The organism is Streptococcus infantis (assembly GCF_015546995.1).
GTDB classification, from domain to species: domain Bacteria; phylum Bacillota; class Bacilli; order Lactobacillales; family Streptococcaceae; genus Streptococcus; species Streptococcus infantis_J.
On record NZ_JADMUH010000009.1, the window covers coordinates 16,812 to 32,288 of the forward strand.

The window sequence follows — 15,477 nt, forward strand, 5'->3', positions numbered from 1 at the left end:
TTAGTAAAATAAGCTTCTTAAACCTAACTATTTTTTAAAAGAAATTTTTTGCAAAAAACTAAAAAAAAGCCTACCTTTCAGTAGACTTAGTTTGTTTCGATTCTGATTGGCACTCTGCCAAAATTTTGTTCTGCGATACTCGGGTATCCCAGTTGATAGATTTGGTCTGCCTTTTGGGTTATGGCATCCCAGGGTTCTTTGCCGATTCGACTGACGAGATTGACCTGCTCCTTGAGAGCTTTAAGGTGTTGTCTGCCTTTTTCGGTAAAACCAAGGACGTGAATACCTTCTGGCAAGTCACTTTCTCTAGCCTGCACCAAGATATAGGTCAAGAGGCGTCGCACACGCGCCTTGGTGTAGCGTTTGGTAGCCACTAACTCAACCAATTCCTCAATAGATTTTGCTATTTTGATGGCTTCTCTAATGCGCACAACCATTTCTTGATTGACCTGATAGATGGCGGTTAAGTCTGGATTTGACAAGATTTGATAGCGGAGCAAGGGAAAATAATCTTCCCAGCTCACCTTACTAGCATTTTCAAAGAGATTAACAGAAGGCATAAAGCGTTCTAAAAAATCTTGATCTGATTGATGCTGACGGAGGGCTGTTGCAGATGCAAAGTCAACATCCTTGTCCACAGAATGGTAACCCGCTCCCTGACGTTGAATTGGATGCAGTTTGATCTTTCGCCCTGCTACCGCCTTAGCATATGCTAGTGCAAGGACATGATTGGGCGTATCTCCAGAAAAATCAAGACCTGCAAACTCCTTCCACATAGCTTGGGTTTTCTGAGGGTAAGAAAGAGAATCAGGTAAGTTTTCCATGAAGAATTCCATCTCTTGACCACGTTCTGCGTATAAATCAGCAATTTTCTGGTAATCCAGAACTTCTTCAGTCCCAAAGGCAAGGGTATCAATCCCCAAACGAGCCAAGATATCTACTGAACCTTGACCAAAGAAATCCGCTGCTTGTACACTGACTAAAAAGGGTAATTCTACGACCAAATCAGCACCATTTTCCAGCGCCATCTGGGCTCGTATCCACTTGTCAACGATAGCCGGCTCGCCTCGTTGCATGAAATTCCCAGACATGGTCACAACTTTCAACCCTTTAGCCTGTTCCAGCAGGTATTTGTGTCCATTATGAAAAGGATTGAACTCCGCTATAATACCTGTAATGGTCATGATATTCTCCTATTTCTGCGCGACGAAAAACCAACGAGTGCTAGTTTCTGTTGGTTCCTTGTCTTCAAAGTCCGCAAAGAGTTTGAAGGATTTGAATCCAGCCTGTTCTAGTAAAATATCATAAGTCAAGACCTCATAAGTACGCTCTTCATGGACTTCATCATGACGACTAAAGGAACCGTCTGCTTCCTTAACAAAGAAAGTCAACTCATGCACGATAGAATGTGGTGCTGCATCCTCATAGGTATCCCAGAGCATGGCAAAATCTTCCGCATTTTCATGATAAGAATAACCTGAGAAGACTTCATCTGTCTGGTAGGTCGAATGCACATCAAAGATGAAGACCCCATCTTCATTGAGGGCATTATAGACTTCTTTAAAGACATCCCCGACTTCCACCTCATCCTGCATGTAGCAGATAGAATCGGAATAGCAGGTCACAAAGTCGTATTTACCAGCCTTGGATAAGTCCAACATATTGCCTTCCATAAAATCAATCTTTTGCTTGGCTGAAGTCGCTCTCTTTTCGGCAATCTTCAACATGTCCGCGCTCAAGTCTAGCCCAGTCACATCAAAACCTTCTTGAGAAAAGCGAACAGACTGGATGCCTGTACCACAAGCCAGCTCCAAGAGTTTCTTTCTCTCCTTAGTCTTAGGCAAATGACGAAGAGAAAAATCCGTCCATTTATCGTATAAACTATCATCCATCACAGCATCGTAAACAGCCGCAAAGGTTTCATAAGTAGGCATAATTAAGTTACAAAGAGCGTCCCTGGCAAATACCACTCGCCCTCACCTTTCTATCCATTTTCTTCTAAATTAAGCAAATAAACCCAGTTGACTGCAACTGAGTTCATCTACTAGGCCAAGGTTGCAGATAAGTCTACAGAATCCGCCTCATGCCATAGTTTTTCTAGGTTATAGTGGGCACGCATTTCTTCTGAGAAGATATGCACTACGACACCACCAAGGTCAAGTAAAACCCAGCCTCCAGTTGCGTCACCTTCAACATGGCTGCCTTTAAAGCCCGCTTGGGCTACTTTTTCACGGATATTTTCGGCGATAGCGTCCAATTGACGGCTATTCATAGAACTAGTGATAACAAAGTAATCTGTTACACTGGTCAATTCTTGTACGTCAAGTGCGAGAATATCCTCTGCACGTTTCTCATCAGCCGCTTTCACGACTAGTTCTAATAATTCTTTTTCGTTCATTTAGTCCTCTTTCAAATAGTGCACATAGGCGTTATAGGTTTCAAGGGTTTGGGGATAAATAGGCAATCCTTGACGAGCCAAATGCTCCACAGTGCGAGCTGTTTCATAGGCTACCGCCTTATTGAGTGACAAACTTGCAATCTCACGCGCCTGGTCCACCCCTGGAAAGGCACGATTATGCTCGATGTAGTCTGCGACGTAGATAACCTTATCAAGGTCCGTCATCTGACCAGCTCCAACTGTATGAATTTCAATAGCTCGTAGGATTTCAGAATCTTGTAAATCTAAATCTTCCTGAATCTTGTAGATACCGACCATGCCATGCCAGACATTATTACCCCATTTTTTAAGATCAGAGTCAAGTTGATATCGATCAATCAAGTCTAGAAACTCTTGATCTGATAGCTTTTTAGCATAGTCATGAAGGAGAGCAGCTAAACCAGCTTTCTCAACATCCACACCAAAGCGCTGAGCCAATTCTATGGCTGCACGCTCTACACCCAGACAATGAGTTAGACGTTTTTCAGGTAGGAGCTCTGCCATTTTTTCCAACAATTCTTCACGCGAACAGTTGATATAGTCTTGGTATGCCATCAGTAAAGCCCTTCTTTCTCAATATAGTCTAGCACTGGTTTTGGCAAGAGAAAGTTAGGTGTGCGACCTTGAGCAATGAAATCACGTACCATGCTGGATGAAATATCCATGAGAGGCACATCCACCCAGATGACTGGATAAGAAGTCCCTGCCTTGTAACGTGGACGTTGAACCCCTACAAACTGAACTAGTTCCACCAACTCATCAATTCGGTACCATTTAGGCAGATAGTCTACCATATCTGCACCGATAATGAAATAGTAATCTGTATCTGGATTCTTCTCTGTTAGAAGCTTCATGGTGTCGTAGGTGTAGGAAATACCTTTACGCTCCAGCTCGATGGTCTCAATAGCTAGACCTTCGATTCCATCAATTGCCAACTCAAGCATTTTGAGACGGTGGTGTTCAGGAATGGTTTCCTTTTTGTCTACATGAGGCGGTTGATACTCAGGCATGAGCAGAACTTGATCCAATCCCAACTGCTGGCGCACTTGGTCTGCCACGATAAGATGTGCATTGTGAACAGGGTTAAAATTCCCCCCTAAGATTCCAACTTGCTTGCGTTTTTTATCCTTGATTTCTGGCTCTAACTCTACTTTTGTAAAGGGAGTTAATAATTCGATTGCCATAGGCTAATCTCCTTTAATCTTCTGTAAAAACAGTTTGGGAGTATATTTTTAGATTTCTTTAACTTTTTTAGAAATCTTACGATTTTCTTTCTTGCTTGACTGCTTATACAAAATCAAGATACGGCCGATCTTTTGGACTATATCCACACCGATTTCTTCTTCCAAGATTTCAGCTACTCCGTGGATGTTTTCATCTGTGTTTTGCAAGAGAGTAACCTTGATCAATTCACGGGCGTCAAGTGCTTGTCGAACGCTGGTTTTGATTTGGTCGTTGAGTCCATTTTTCCCGATTTGGATGATGGGTTTGAGGGTATGTGCCTGGCTGTTGAGGAAGGCACGTTGTTTTGATGTTAATGACATAATTCATTTAAAAGAGTTTCTTTTTATACTTTTCTGAAGTGGTGACGGACGTCAGCAAAGTCCTTCAGACTTTCATGACTAAAATTTGAGCCTAAAGTCTTAAATTATCCGTAGTTGGTACAATCACTTGTACCAACTAACACCACGGCGAAAAGTATCTTCTAGGGGCTCGCAATGCTCGCCTTTATAAAGATAACTCTTTCCTTTCTGTGTTTAAATAATTGCTTTTCGTGTGACGACTGCGACGCCTTCTGGTGCCCAGACGGCGACTTTGGCAGTTCCTGTTACACGGAGCCAGCCTAGTCCTGAGATAACGAGGTCTGTCTTATCCTTGATAGTAAAGACATGTTGGACCAGTTTTGGAAAGTCTTCTTTTTCTTTGCTATTTGGTGGTGTTAGGAGGGTTCCAAGGTGCTTATCGTAAAAGTCACTCGCTCCTTCAAGCTTGGTACGATGAAGTTTGAGTTCATTGTCAAAGAAAGCTGTGAAACCTTGCTTTTTTCCTGCGATGAAGTCAAAGCGTCCCAAGCCCCCTAAAAATAGAGTTTGCTCTGGATTGAGCTGGTAGGTTTTAGGTTTGATTTCCTTTTTAGGACTGACATACTTGAGGTTTTTGGCCGTCAAGTAATGGGCTATCTGATGACGATGAATAATTCCCGGTGTATCATAGATATAAGAACCATCATCAAGTGGGATCTCAATCTTATCTAAGGTTGTCCCTGGGAAACGTGAAGTTGTGATGACGTTCTGGTCACCCGTAATCTCCTGGATAATAGCATTGATAAGAGTTGATTTCCCAACATTGGTAACCCCAACTACATAGACGTCACGACCCTTACGATAGTGCTCAATTTTATCAATGACTTCCTTGATAGCATGCTTGTTTTGGGCTGAAGTCAGAACGACGTCAACAGGACGTAGGCCTTCTTCGTGGGCACGTTCCATCAGCCATTGACTAATCTTACCTGGTTTAACAGACTTAGGAAGGATGTCTTTTTTATTTCCAACCAAGAGAACATCGTTGCCTGATACAAAACGAGGCAAGCCTGGGATAACAGAGCCATTAAAGTCAAAGATATCGATGACGTTCACTACTAAGGCATCACTGTCTCCCACCTCGTGCAAGAGTTTGAGAAAATCATCATCCGTCAGTTGCACATCTGTGATTTCATTGTAATGACGAAGACGGAAACAACGTTGGCAATAAACTTCACCAGTTTCCAAACCTTTTTCGAGTGCTGACTGAGGTGTAAAGCCTAGACCGGTCTTATCTGTCGTCTGAATGGTTGCTCCACAACCAATACAGAGAATTTCTTCCATAGTTAGATTCCTTTTTTATATGTGATAGGCCCGTACTTCTCAGTGATTTGTTTCATAACACGGCGCTCACGAGCTCTGTTAATCTGTGTTTTGATTGAGTCATGCTGGACCAAGGGTTTGACCAAAATCGAACGAATCCCTGCTCGGTGAGCAGCTCGAATATCCGTCATGAGTTGATCCCCAACCATGACCACTTCGTTTTTCTCATAGTGGAATTCTTTCATCGCTCGATCAATCCCGAAAGTGAAAGGCTTCAAAGCCCAGTAAACATAATCAATTCCAAATTTTTCAACTGCTCGTTGAACACGTTTCTTAGAATTGTTTGAGACTACGATAATGCGAATCCCTGCATCACGAAGGTCGTGCAACCATCGTTTCATCTCTGGAGTCCCGTCAGGGTTATTCCAAGCAATGAGAGTGTTATCTAAATCCACCAAAACAGCTTTTATTCCCTGTTTTTGCAGGCTTTCTACTGTCAAATCATAAACTGCTTCCACAGCAAAATCTGGCATGTAATTTTCAATCGCCATTCTGGCTCCTTCTCTTTTATTTCCTAGTAATTTTCTTCAGCCATTGAGATAAGGCTGCCCATAAAATCAAGCTAGCCATTAAGATATAAATCCAAGCATTTGGCTCTTCTGTAAATGGTAGAGGAACATTCATTCCGAAGAAACCTGTAATAACCGCAAGGACTGCTAGTAATACTGAGATAATGGTCAAAATTGTCAAACTGTCATTCAGGTTATTGTTTAGGATGTTGTTGTAAGAAGCTGAGAGTTGTTGCAAGACTTGAGAAATCAAATCTGTCATTGACACCAACTGATGGGCTTCGATCATCGCATCGTCAAACTGCTCTCGTTCAACTTCATTAAATCTCCGATACAGAGCATGACCTTGGATATGTTCCAATAGAAGTCGATTTTGTTTTGCCGCTGCTGTCAAGTATACCATACCAGTCTCCAAGTCAGAGAGAGCAAAGAGATTTTTCTTTGTTGTGGTTTGACGTAGCAAGGCACTAATTTCGTCCTTACTTTTATCCATTTCTTCAATGACAGGATAATAAGCGTTACTAATAATCTCTAAACCGGCAAAGAGAAATTTGTAAATAGAAAGGGACTCATGGCTATTCAGATAAGATAACATTTGATCAATGACATAAGCATTCTTATGGTTACTGATCGTAATCATTCGTTTGTTTTCAACGATAAAAGTCATAGGAATAGCTTCATAGTATTCTTTGTCTTTCTCAAGGTCCAGAACATTATAGATAAAGGTCACAGTCCCATTTTCACGGTTATAGTCCATGTGGGCTCGTTCATTTCTATCCAGAGCATATTCGATGGTTTCCTTATCCAAACCATAGATTTCAGATAAATCTTCAAGATTTTTAATTTTTTCGATATCAAGATTTATCCAGGTACAACCATTTCCTAATTGTTTATCTAAAACCATCATTTCTCCTCTGTCAAACTCCCTCCATTATACCATAAATCAAGGGAAATTTCAGTTCTACTCTTCTCTTGAAAAATTGCTAACCACAGTGATATTACGGTTGGGGACAAAGTGAAGAGCCTGGTCTTCGCCTCTTAGTTGAGTAGTTCGAATTCCAACACTAACTACTTTCCCCGATACAGTAATAGGACCATTTGTCAAAACAACTTCATCTCCTACATCCAACTGGCGTTCAAAGAGAATAAAGAAACCATTGATAACATCTGATAAGAAGCCCTGCGCCCCCATACCAATTGCAACCCCGGCAATCCCAGCACCAGCTAGTAAACTTGATACAGGAAGTCCTAGGATAGACAAAATGCAGTAGACTAAAAAGAAATAAAGAGTGTAATTAAAAATATTTTCAATCAATCTAGAAATTGTCTTTTGGCGCGCCTCATCTTTCTGGGAAAATTTTAAGGATGGTTTAACGACTCTTTTCACAACTTGATGGAGAATTATTTTAACGATATAAAAGACAATAAAAAGAAGGACTAGAGAGACTAATTTTGAAAACAACTCTTCTAGAATACTGCTGATATTTAACTTATCGATATAATTTTGAATAAATGTTGGCATAGTAAGCTCCTTTCCTAACATTATACCATAAAACAATATCTGAACCAGTTTGGTAAATATTCATTCTGCCTATACTATTATTAGATTCACTTGATTTCAAAACATATTTATACTATAATCAAACCACTACATGGAGAACAAATTATTTTCTCAATAACTCTCTTGGAATAGACCTTTCTACCATACCTACTACTATAACTTTAAAGCATTTATCTCAAGGAAGTATTCTATGTCTATCACTCAACGTACTTTAAAACTAGTCCTAGCAACCTGTTTTGCCTGTTTACTAGCCTACTTTTTTGATTTGTCATCAGCTGTATCAGCTGGTATCATTGCTATTTTGAGTCTCTCTGATACACGAAGAAGCACGATCAAACTAGCCCGCAATCGTCTTTTTTCAACTCTTCTAGCTCTCTTAGTTGGTGTTATTGCCTTTCAACTAACTGGTTATCATATTTGGAGCTTCGGACTTTATCTTGCTGTATATGTGCCTCTTGCCTATAAACTCGGTTGGGAAATTGGAATCACTCCTAGTAGTGTTCTGGTTAGCCATCTCTTAATCCAAGAATCGACAGCACCAACACTTTTACTGAATGAGCTCTTACTCTTCCTAATCGGTACTGGCTTTGCGCTTCTGGTCAATCTCTATATGCCTTCACGTGAAAAAGAAATTCAACATTATCATACTCTTGTTGAAGAAAAACTCAGGGATGTTCTTCTACGGCTTTCTTACTATCTGAAAAGAGGAGATGGCCGTAATCAGGCTCAACTAGTCAACGAACTTGACCAACTACTTGAGGATGCTCTTAAGCTAGTTTACCTCGATCACTCTGATCATCTCTTTCACCAGACAGATTATCATATTCACTACTTTGAGATGCGACAAAGACAAACGCGTATCTTAAGAAATATGGCTCAACAGATTAACACATGCCAACTAGCCGCTAGTGAGAGTTTGATTGTCGCTCAGCTCTTTTCAAAAACAGCTCATCAATTGAGTCAAACAAATCCAGCCTACAACTTATTGAATGATATCGAGAGCTACCTAGAGGTGTTTCGCAATCGATCTCTCCCTAAAACTAGAGAAGAGTTTGAGACACGGGCTACGCTTCTACAACTCTTTCGCGAATTAGAACATTTTATCCAGATAAAAGTAGATTTCTACAACCGTTATTCTGACAATAATAGTGACAAATAAAAACTTCTATCGGCAACTTAGTTGCTAATAGAAGTTTTTTCTTATTTTTAAATTCGAATTAATTTTAGTGCTTTTTTCGAATCGACATGAGACTGATATCTCTCAAACTAAAGTAAGTAAGAGCCAGCATTCCCAATGTAATAAAGATTTCTACTGGAAGTTGGAAAATCTGTAGGGCAGATAAGAGCAACAAGATTACGAGGGCAACAAGTCCAAAGACTAATATTACAACATTGACCGTCCCCTTGATACTTTGAGGTGTCGCAAAGATATAGAGTAAGAGTAATAAAATCCCTATGATTAGATAGACCATCTTTATCTCTTTCTAGCTCTTATTCAGCTGATTTTTTCTTTTTATTTGCTTTTTCGCGCTCTGCCTTGTTAAGGATTTGTTTACGCAAACGAATCGATTCAGGCGTTACTTCCATATACTCATCGTCGTTCAAGAACTCAAGTGATTCTTCAAGAGTCAAGATACGAGGAGTCTTGATAACCGCTGTTTGGTCTTTAGTAGCGGAACGAACGTTAGTCATTTGTTTTGCTTTCGTGATATTAACAGTCAAGTCATTTTCACGAGAGTTTTCACCGATGATCATTCCTTCGTAAACCTCAGTACCTGGGTTAACAAAGATAGTACCACGTTCTTCGATAGACATGATAGAGTAAGTTGTAGCCTTACCAGCATCGATCGAAACAAGGGCACCACGGTGACGTCCACCAATTTCACCCGGAATCAATGGCAAGTATTGGTCGAAGGTATGGTTCATAATCCCGTAACCACGAGTCATTGACAAGAACTCAGTTGAGTATCCAATCAAACCACGCGCAGGAACTAGGAAGACCAAACGAGTTTGACCATTACCTGTTGCAATCATATCCAACATTTCACCCTTACGTTCAGAAAGGCTTTGGATAACAGAACCTTGGTATTCTTCTGGTGTATCGATTTGCACGCGCTCAAATGGCTCACACTTCACACCATCGATTTCTTTGACGATAACTTCTGGACGAGATACTTGAAGCTCATAACCTTCACGACGCATAGTCTCGATGAGGATTGACAAGTGCAATTCCCCACGTCCTGAAACTGTCCATTTATCTGGTGAGTCTGTTGGATCTACACGAAGAGATACGTCTGTTTGCAGCTCAGCTTGCAAACGTTCTTCAACCTTACGAGAAGTCACCCATTTACCTTCACGACCAGCAAATGGTGAGTTGTTAACCAAGAATGTCATTTGAAGAGTAGGTTCGTCGATATGAAGAACTGGAAGAGCTTCAACTGCATCTGTTGGAGTGATTGTTTCCCCAACGAAGATGTCTTCCATACCTGATACGGCAATCAAGTCACCAGCCTTAGCTTCTTGGATTTCACGACGTTCCAAACCAAAGAAACCAAAGAGTTTTGTAACACGGAAGTTCTTGATTGTACCATCAAGTTTAGAAAGAGTAACTTGGTCTCCGACCTTAACAGTACCACGGAAGACACGTCCGATACCGATACGACCAACGAAGTCATTGTAGTCAAGAAGAGACACTTGGAATTGAAGTGGCTCATCTGAGTTATCGATTGGAGCTGGAATGTGGTCAATAATGGTATCAAAGATTGGCGCCATAGTCTTTTCTTGGTCGGCTGGATCATCTGACAATGAAGATGTTCCGTTGATTGCTGAAGCATAGACTACTGGGAAGTCAAGCTGATCATCATCTGCACCAAGTTCGATGAAAAGTTCCAAAACTTCATCTACTACTTCTGCTGGACGAGCTGATGGCTTATCGATTTTGTTAACTACAACGATCGGAACAAGATCTTGCTCCAAGGCTTTTTTCAAAACAAAACGAGTCTGAGGCATTGTTCCTTCGTAAGCATCTACGACCAAAACAACACCGTCAACCATTTTCATGATCCGCTCAACTTCTCCACCGAAGTCCGCGTGTCCTGGTGTATCCATGATGTTGATACGAGTTCCGTTGTAGGCAACGGCTGTATTTTTCGCAAGGATGGTAATTCCACGCTCTTTTTCAATATCGTTTGAATCCATTGCACGCTCAGCTAATTCTGTACGCGCATCAAGAGTTTCAGATTGTTTTAATAATTCGTCAACGAGGGTTGTTTTACCGTGGTCGACGTGGGCGATAATCGCGATATTACGGATATCTTCTCTTAATTTTGTCATGATTTCCTCTGTTATATTCAAAAATTTATTTTCTAACTGAGCAATTATACCACAATTTTAAGCAAATGACTTAACTCAAGTAAGTGTAAATGTTTTCAAAAGAAAATTCATGGCTTATCTTTTCTTTTCAAAAATCCTGACTTGTGATAAGATAGGCTGGTATGCGTTTAGATAATTTATTAGCCCAGGAAAAAATCAGTCGAAAAACCATGAAATTGGCTCTCCTAAAAAAAGAAATCTTAGTAGATGGAGTCCCTGCTACTTCCCTTGCACAGAATGTTGATACGGGATTACAAGAGTTGATTTTTCAGGGTAGAAAAATCCAAGGATATGAGCACACCTATCTCATGCTTCACAAACCAAATGGTGTCGTGACAGCAAGCAAGGACAAGAAGCTCCCAACAGTTATGGACTTACTACCTCAACACCTCCAATCAGACCAACTCTATGCTATCGGTCGGCTAGATCGAGATACGACAGGGCTCCTCCTCTTAACAAACAATGGCCCTCTAGGTTTTCAACTTCTCCACCCTCAATATCATGTCGATAAAACTTATCAAGTTGAGGTGAACGGCTTACTCATACCAGATCACATCCAGCAGTTCAAAAGTGGGATTGTCTTTCTTGATGGAACTATTTGTAAACCTGCTCAGCTTAAGATTCTATCTTCAAGTCCTAGTCTCAGCCGAGCCACCATCACCATCTCTGAAGGGAAATTTCATCAGGTCAAGAAAATGTTTCTCTCAGTTGGTGTCAAGGTCACTGCCCTCAAACGAGTTCAGTTCGGAGATTTTCTATTAGATCCTGACCTAGCAGAAGGTCAATACCGACACTTGAATAAAGAGGAATTGAAAAGCATTAAAAACTACTTAGAAAAAAGTGGATAAAACAAAAAAGCTTTAAAACTAAAGTTTTTTAAAATCTTCTTTAGCGTATGAATAGCATGACACCTAAAATAAAGTGAAGAACAGAAATTACAATACCTACGATATTGAGTGTTCGTTCTTTTTTATAGTCTAGTTCAGATTCTTTTTGAAGTGAGATAGCCAAAACTAGACCAACGATACCCAAAAACAGGCCTACGAATGGATTTAGTAATCCGAGGACAATAGATAGGATACCTGAAATGAGTGAGTGTTTTTTCTTTTGCTGCGCATTCATTTTATAAAAACTCCTTAATTTTGATACTCATTAATAATACCATAAAAATTGGATTTATTTATTTGGTAGCATTTTTGTACTATGTTAACCAATTTTTTGAAACAAGAAGAACTAGAAATGATTAAAATCCACTTAACGAAAAATAGATAAAACAAAAAAGCTTTAAAACTAAAGCTTTTTTGTTTTAATGAATTCTCGAAAGTTGTGAGATAAGTACGATACAGATAAGTGCAGAAATCACAATCCCTAACACAATCCCTAAAATAGAGAGAATTTTTTCTGTCTTATAGTCTAGTCCAGACTCTTTTTGATGTGAATTAGCCAAGGCCAAACCAAAAATACCAAAAATAATACTTAACACTGGAAATCCAAAGGCAAATATGATAGACAGGATACTCAAAACAAGTGATGCTTTTTTCTTTTCTTGCATGCTCTAAAATCTCCTTAAACTTATTACGCATTCATTATACCATACAAACCGGATTTATCTATTAGGTAACAAGTTTTAGAACTATGAAAACCTGTCCCTGAGCCAGAAAGAATTAAAAATCATTAAAAACCACTTAACGAAAAGTGGATATAATAAAAAAGCTTTAAACATAAAGCTTTTTTGTTTTTGATTAGCCAAAAATCATTACGAGGGCTGCAATCCAGTTAAGTACAGAAATGACAATCCCTACGATATTGAGAATTTTTTCTGTTTTATACACTAGTTCAGATTGTTTTTCGTGCGAATTAGCCAAAACAAGTCCAACGATACCCAAAATAAGACCTACGATTGGAGATAACAAACCAAGGACGATAGATAGGATACCTAAAACAAGTGAGGCTTTTTTCTTTTCTTGCATAATAAAAACTCCTTAAATTTAATACAAATTAATTATATCACAAAAAGCTAAAACTTTATATTAAACATATGTGACAACTTTATTTCACATTGTTAGCTGGTCTTAACCTTCCCTGTCCAAGAATCCAATCCGTAAGAAAGGATATAAATTTCTGAGAAACCTTGTTTTTTCAAGAAAAGTGCTGCATTGGTTACACGTTGCGCACGTTGATTTTCATATAAAAGGACAGGTTTATCCTTGCGAAGAGCTGCAAGACTTGTCTTCAATTGATTTGAAGGAATATTACGAGCTCCAAGGATATGTTTTCTGTGGAAGTCAGCTGGCTCACGCAGGTCAATTAGCTGACCTGTACGAATCAACGATTCAAACTCTGCATTGTCTACAATTTTTGCTGCACGGCGAATACGAAGATAGTTGTATCCCATCCATGCCAACATCGCCACTACAAGTCCCCATAATACCCAAGTTACCATAATATCTAATCTCCATTTTTTTCTAAATAGTCTAATTCTAGTTTGTGCTCTCTGCGAAGAATAGCCTCCGCTTCTAGATAATCTAGCTTATCCATCAAACCAGCATCATAGATTCGAGATAGTTCAATCTTCATTAATTCAATGTCATAAAGACGTTTGCCCATGTAGACAAGAATACCGAACTGTTTGAGAAATTGTTGCACATCGTAGAGTGTTTTCATAGCTTTCATTTTAGCAAATAATCAGATTTTTTTCAATAGTTCCCAGGGAAGACTTCCTTTTTACTGCTTACTAATTTTCTTAATACTCTGATAGAGAAGATACCCAACAATCATTCCAACAAAATTCTGCAACAAATTGTGAGGAATATCTGTCAGAGCTACACCCCAACCTTTCATCCAAGAAGTCGCACATGCATATCCAGCTACCATGAGAAAAGTTGCTAAAACTAATCCAAGCCACTTCCATTTTCCTTTAAAACCTGCAAAGTAACCCTGCAAACCATGGAAAAGCAAGCTGAAGAACATCCAATGAGGATAGCCTGAGATCAGGTCAATAATGAAACCTCCTAGACCTCCCACAATAGCTCCTTCTCGTTTTCCATAATAAAAAGCAGTGAAAAAGATACCAGCATCTAAAAGAGTTAAGATTCCTGTTTGGGTTGGGATTTTGACAATATAACCTAAAACTACCGATAGGGCAGTCAGTATTGATAATAGGGCGATTTTACTTGTTTTGGTTTGCTTCATACTGTCTTACTCCATATTGATCTGCTTGTGCGATGGCACGGTAAACAAAGGCTTTGGAACTCTCAACCGCAGGTAATAGCCCCTCTCCCTTGACTAATTGACTTGCAATGCTCGATGCAAAAGTACATCCTGCACCAGCATTTTGTCCTTCTATGACTGGATTCTCAAAAATGGTAAAATTCACTCCATCATAAAAGACATCCACAGCCTTATCCTGACTAAGACGATTTCCACCCTTGATAATCACTGCTGGTGCACCCAAGTCATGTAACTTCTGAGCTGCATCCTTCATATCGTCCAAGGTTTCAATCTTTTGGCCTACTAGCAATTCTGCCTCAGGTAGATTGGGTGTAATTACAGTCACATAAGGGAAAAAGCGAATCAACTCTTGACAAAGCTCGCTGACAGCAACATCATGCGTTTCCTTACAAACGAGAACTGGATCCAATACCACTAGAACTCCTGTGCGTTCCTTGATAAAGTTAAGGGCTTTTTCAGCAACACCCACAGTCGGTAAGAGACCAACCTTAATCCCTCCAAAGTCTACGCTCTTGAGGCTATCCAACTGTTGTTGGAAAATAGTCTCATCTGTCGGGAAGACCTCAAAACCATTTTCCGTCAAAGCAGTTAAACAAGTCATAGCTACAAAACCATGCAAACCATTCAAAGTATAGGTCGCAAGGTCAGCAGCTAGTCCACCACCACTAAAAATATCATTTCCTGAAAGTGCTAAAATACGATTATTCTTCATAACGAATCTCCTTCAAATACAAACCATTGGGTGCTGCAGTCGGGCCTGCCAACTGTCTGTCTTTTTTCTCCAAAATCAGGTCAATCTGCTCAATTGGCATACGATTGTTACCAATTTTTAGCAAGGTCCCGACCATATTTCGAATCTGCTTATAGAGGAAGCCATTGCCAGAGAAAGTAAAGGTCAAAAATTGACCGGTCTCGTCAACCCTAAGACTGGCTTCCGTAATCGTTCTTACCTTGTCCTCCACACTAGTTCCGGCAGCAGTAAAACCGGTGAAATCATGGGTTCCTTCTAATTTCTTCACAGCCTTTTGCATGCGTTCCACATCTAGTGGATAGGGATAGTGGGTGGCATAATGACGTCTCATAGGATTTTTAGGACGCCCTCTATCCACGATAAACTCATAGGTCTTGCTATGCTTGGCATAACGGCAATGAAAATCATCAGCCACAATTTCAATCGAAATGACATCTATATCTTCAGGACTTTGAGTATCGAGAGCAAAGCGAAGCTTTTCCTCATCCATCTGATAGGGAAGATCAAAGTGGATAACCTGCCCTAGCGCATGAACACCACTATCCGTTCGCCCTGCACCATGGATGGTAATGGCCTGCCCTTTATTTAATTTGGTTAAAGTTTTTTCAATTTCCTCTTGGACACTACGCGCGTGTGGTTGCCGCTGAAAACCAGCGAAGGCGTAGCCATCATAGGAAATGATTGCTTTATATCTAGTCATGTATCTATTTTAT

The 15,477-nt window shown here is 40.0% G+C and carries 22 protein-coding genes; 2 read left to right on the forward strand and 20 right to left on the reverse strand.

Annotated features, from left to right (window positions below):
- Positions 1–86: 86 nt before the first annotated feature.
- The 10 genes from I1J71_RS04515 to I1J71_RS04560 form a co-directional block, all read right to left on the reverse strand.
- Positions 87–1,184 (reverse strand): nucleotidyltransferase, encoded by a 1,098-nt coding sequence (locus I1J71_RS04515; RefSeq protein WP_195183874.1) that lies wholly within the window; start codon positions 1,182–1,184, stop codon positions 87–89.
- A 9-nt stretch (positions 1,185–1,193) separates the two neighbouring features.
- Positions 1,194–1,934, reverse strand: a complete 741-nt coding sequence (locus tag I1J71_RS04520) for a class I SAM-dependent DNA methyltransferase (RefSeq protein WP_195183875.1) — start codon at positions 1,932–1,934, stop codon at positions 1,194–1,196.
- A 110-nt stretch (positions 1,935–2,044) separates the two neighbouring features.
- Entirely contained in the window at positions 2,045–2,398 is a 354-nt protein-coding gene (gene rsfS, locus I1J71_RS04525; RefSeq protein WP_195183876.1) for a ribosome silencing factor, read from the reverse strand.
- Positions 2,399–2,992: a bis(5'-nucleosyl)-tetraphosphatase (symmetrical) YqeK gene (gene yqeK, locus I1J71_RS04530; RefSeq protein WP_195183877.1), complete on the reverse strand. Its 594-nt coding sequence runs from the start codon at positions 2,990–2,992 to the stop codon at positions 2,399–2,401. It lies immediately after the preceding gene.
- Positions 2,992–3,621 carry a nicotinate-nucleotide adenylyltransferase gene (locus I1J71_RS04535; RefSeq protein WP_000963691.1) on the reverse strand — a complete coding sequence of 210 codons (630 nt, stop codon included), beginning with the start codon at positions 3,619–3,621 and terminating at the stop codon, positions 2,992–2,994. Before I1J71_RS04535 ends, yqeK begins: the two co-directional genes overlap by 1 nt.
- Positions 3,622–3,669: 48 nt before the next feature.
- Positions 3,670–3,981 (reverse strand): ribosome assembly RNA-binding protein YhbY, encoded by a 312-nt coding sequence (yhbY, locus tag I1J71_RS04540; RefSeq protein WP_195183878.1) that lies wholly within the window; start codon positions 3,979–3,981, stop codon positions 3,670–3,672.
- A gap of 213 nt (positions 3,982–4,194) precedes the next feature.
- Entirely contained in the window at positions 4,195–5,301 is a 1,107-nt protein-coding gene (gene yqeH / locus I1J71_RS04545; RefSeq protein WP_195183879.1) for a ribosome biogenesis GTPase YqeH, read from the reverse strand.
- A 2-nt stretch (positions 5,302–5,303) separates the two neighbouring features.
- Positions 5,304–5,831, reverse strand: a complete 528-nt coding sequence (locus tag I1J71_RS04550) for a YqeG family HAD IIIA-type phosphatase (protein ID WP_195183880.1) — start codon at positions 5,829–5,831, stop codon at positions 5,304–5,306.
- A 16-nt stretch (positions 5,832–5,847) separates the two neighbouring features.
- Entirely contained in the window at positions 5,848–6,753 is a 906-nt protein-coding gene (locus I1J71_RS04555; RefSeq protein WP_195183881.1) for a magnesium transporter CorA family protein, read from the reverse strand.
- A gap of 57 nt (positions 6,754–6,810) precedes the next feature.
- The gene (locus I1J71_RS04560) at positions 6,811–7,371 is read right to left on the reverse strand and encodes a mechanosensitive ion channel family protein (RefSeq protein WP_195183882.1); all 561 of its coding nucleotides are present in this window, start codon (positions 7,369–7,371) and stop codon (positions 6,811–6,813) included.
- A 229-nt stretch (positions 7,372–7,600) separates the two neighbouring features.
- Here I1J71_RS04560 and I1J71_RS04565 point away from each other — a divergent pair, with 229 nt between their 5' ends.
- Positions 7,601–8,569 carry an aromatic acid exporter family protein gene (locus tag I1J71_RS04565; protein WP_195183883.1) on the forward strand — a complete coding sequence of 323 codons (969 nt, stop codon included), beginning with the start codon at positions 7,601–7,603 and terminating at the stop codon, positions 8,567–8,569.
- Between the two features lie 64 nt (positions 8,570–8,633).
- Here I1J71_RS04565 and I1J71_RS04570 read toward each other — a convergent pair whose 3' ends face one another.
- Positions 8,634–8,882, reverse strand: a complete 249-nt coding sequence (locus tag I1J71_RS04570; RefSeq protein ID WP_195183884.1) for a DUF3165 family protein — start codon at positions 8,880–8,882, stop codon at positions 8,634–8,636.
- A gap of 19 nt (positions 8,883–8,901) precedes the next feature.
- Positions 8,902–10,743 carry a translational GTPase TypA gene (typA, locus tag I1J71_RS04575; protein WP_195183885.1) on the reverse strand — a complete coding sequence of 614 codons (1,842 nt, stop codon included), beginning with the start codon at positions 10,741–10,743 and terminating at the stop codon, positions 8,902–8,904.
- 161 nt (positions 10,744–10,904) lie between these two features.
- On the opposite strand from typA, the gene I1J71_RS04580 reads away from it, so the two are divergent.
- Positions 10,905–11,630 (forward strand): pseudouridine synthase, encoded by a 726-nt coding sequence (locus tag I1J71_RS04580; protein ID WP_195183886.1) that lies wholly within the window; start codon positions 10,905–10,907, stop codon positions 11,628–11,630.
- Between the two features lie 40 nt (positions 11,631–11,670).
- Here the strand turns inward: I1J71_RS04580 and I1J71_RS04585 are convergent, their stop codons facing one another.
- The 8 genes from I1J71_RS04585 to truA all read right to left on the reverse strand — a co-directional run bounded on the left by I1J71_RS04585 (position 11,671) and on the right by truA (position 15,464).
- Entirely contained in the window at positions 11,671–11,904 is a 234-nt protein-coding gene (locus I1J71_RS04585; RefSeq protein WP_195183887.1) for a DUF4190 domain-containing protein, read from the reverse strand.
- A gap of 184 nt (positions 11,905–12,088) precedes the next feature.
- Positions 12,089–12,334, reverse strand: coding sequence for a hypothetical protein (locus I1J71_RS04590; RefSeq protein ID WP_195183888.1), 246 nt, complete (start codon positions 12,332–12,334; stop codon positions 12,089–12,091).
- Between the two features lie 190 nt (positions 12,335–12,524).
- Entirely contained in the window at positions 12,525–12,752 is a 228-nt protein-coding gene (locus I1J71_RS04595; RefSeq protein ID WP_195183889.1) for a DUF4190 domain-containing protein, read from the reverse strand.
- A gap of 92 nt (positions 12,753–12,844) precedes the next feature.
- Positions 12,845–13,225, reverse strand: coding sequence for a rhodanese-like domain-containing protein (locus I1J71_RS04600; protein ID WP_004251440.1), 381 nt, complete (start codon positions 13,223–13,225; stop codon positions 12,845–12,847).
- A gap of 5 nt (positions 13,226–13,230) precedes the next feature.
- On the reverse strand, positions 13,231–13,455 hold the full coding sequence (locus I1J71_RS04605; RefSeq protein WP_006148960.1) for a YqgQ family protein: 225 nt from the start codon (positions 13,453–13,455) through the stop codon (positions 13,231–13,233).
- A 51-nt stretch (positions 13,456–13,506) separates the two neighbouring features.
- Positions 13,507–13,974 (reverse strand): ECF transporter S component, encoded by a 468-nt coding sequence (locus I1J71_RS04610; protein WP_195183890.1) that lies wholly within the window; start codon positions 13,972–13,974, stop codon positions 13,507–13,509.
- The gene (locus I1J71_RS04615) at positions 13,952–14,725 is read right to left on the reverse strand and encodes a bifunctional hydroxymethylpyrimidine kinase/phosphomethylpyrimidine kinase (RefSeq protein WP_195183891.1); all 774 of its coding nucleotides are present in this window, start codon (positions 14,723–14,725) and stop codon (positions 13,952–13,954) included. The genes I1J71_RS04610 and I1J71_RS04615 overlap by 23 nt, the downstream gene beginning before the upstream one ends.
- The gene (truA, locus tag I1J71_RS04620; RefSeq protein WP_195183892.1) at positions 14,715–15,464 is read right to left on the reverse strand and encodes a tRNA pseudouridine(38-40) synthase TruA; all 750 of its coding nucleotides are present in this window, start codon (positions 15,462–15,464) and stop codon (positions 14,715–14,717) included. The genes I1J71_RS04615 and truA overlap by 11 nt, the downstream gene beginning before the upstream one ends.
- Positions 15,465–15,477 lie beyond the last annotated feature (13 nt).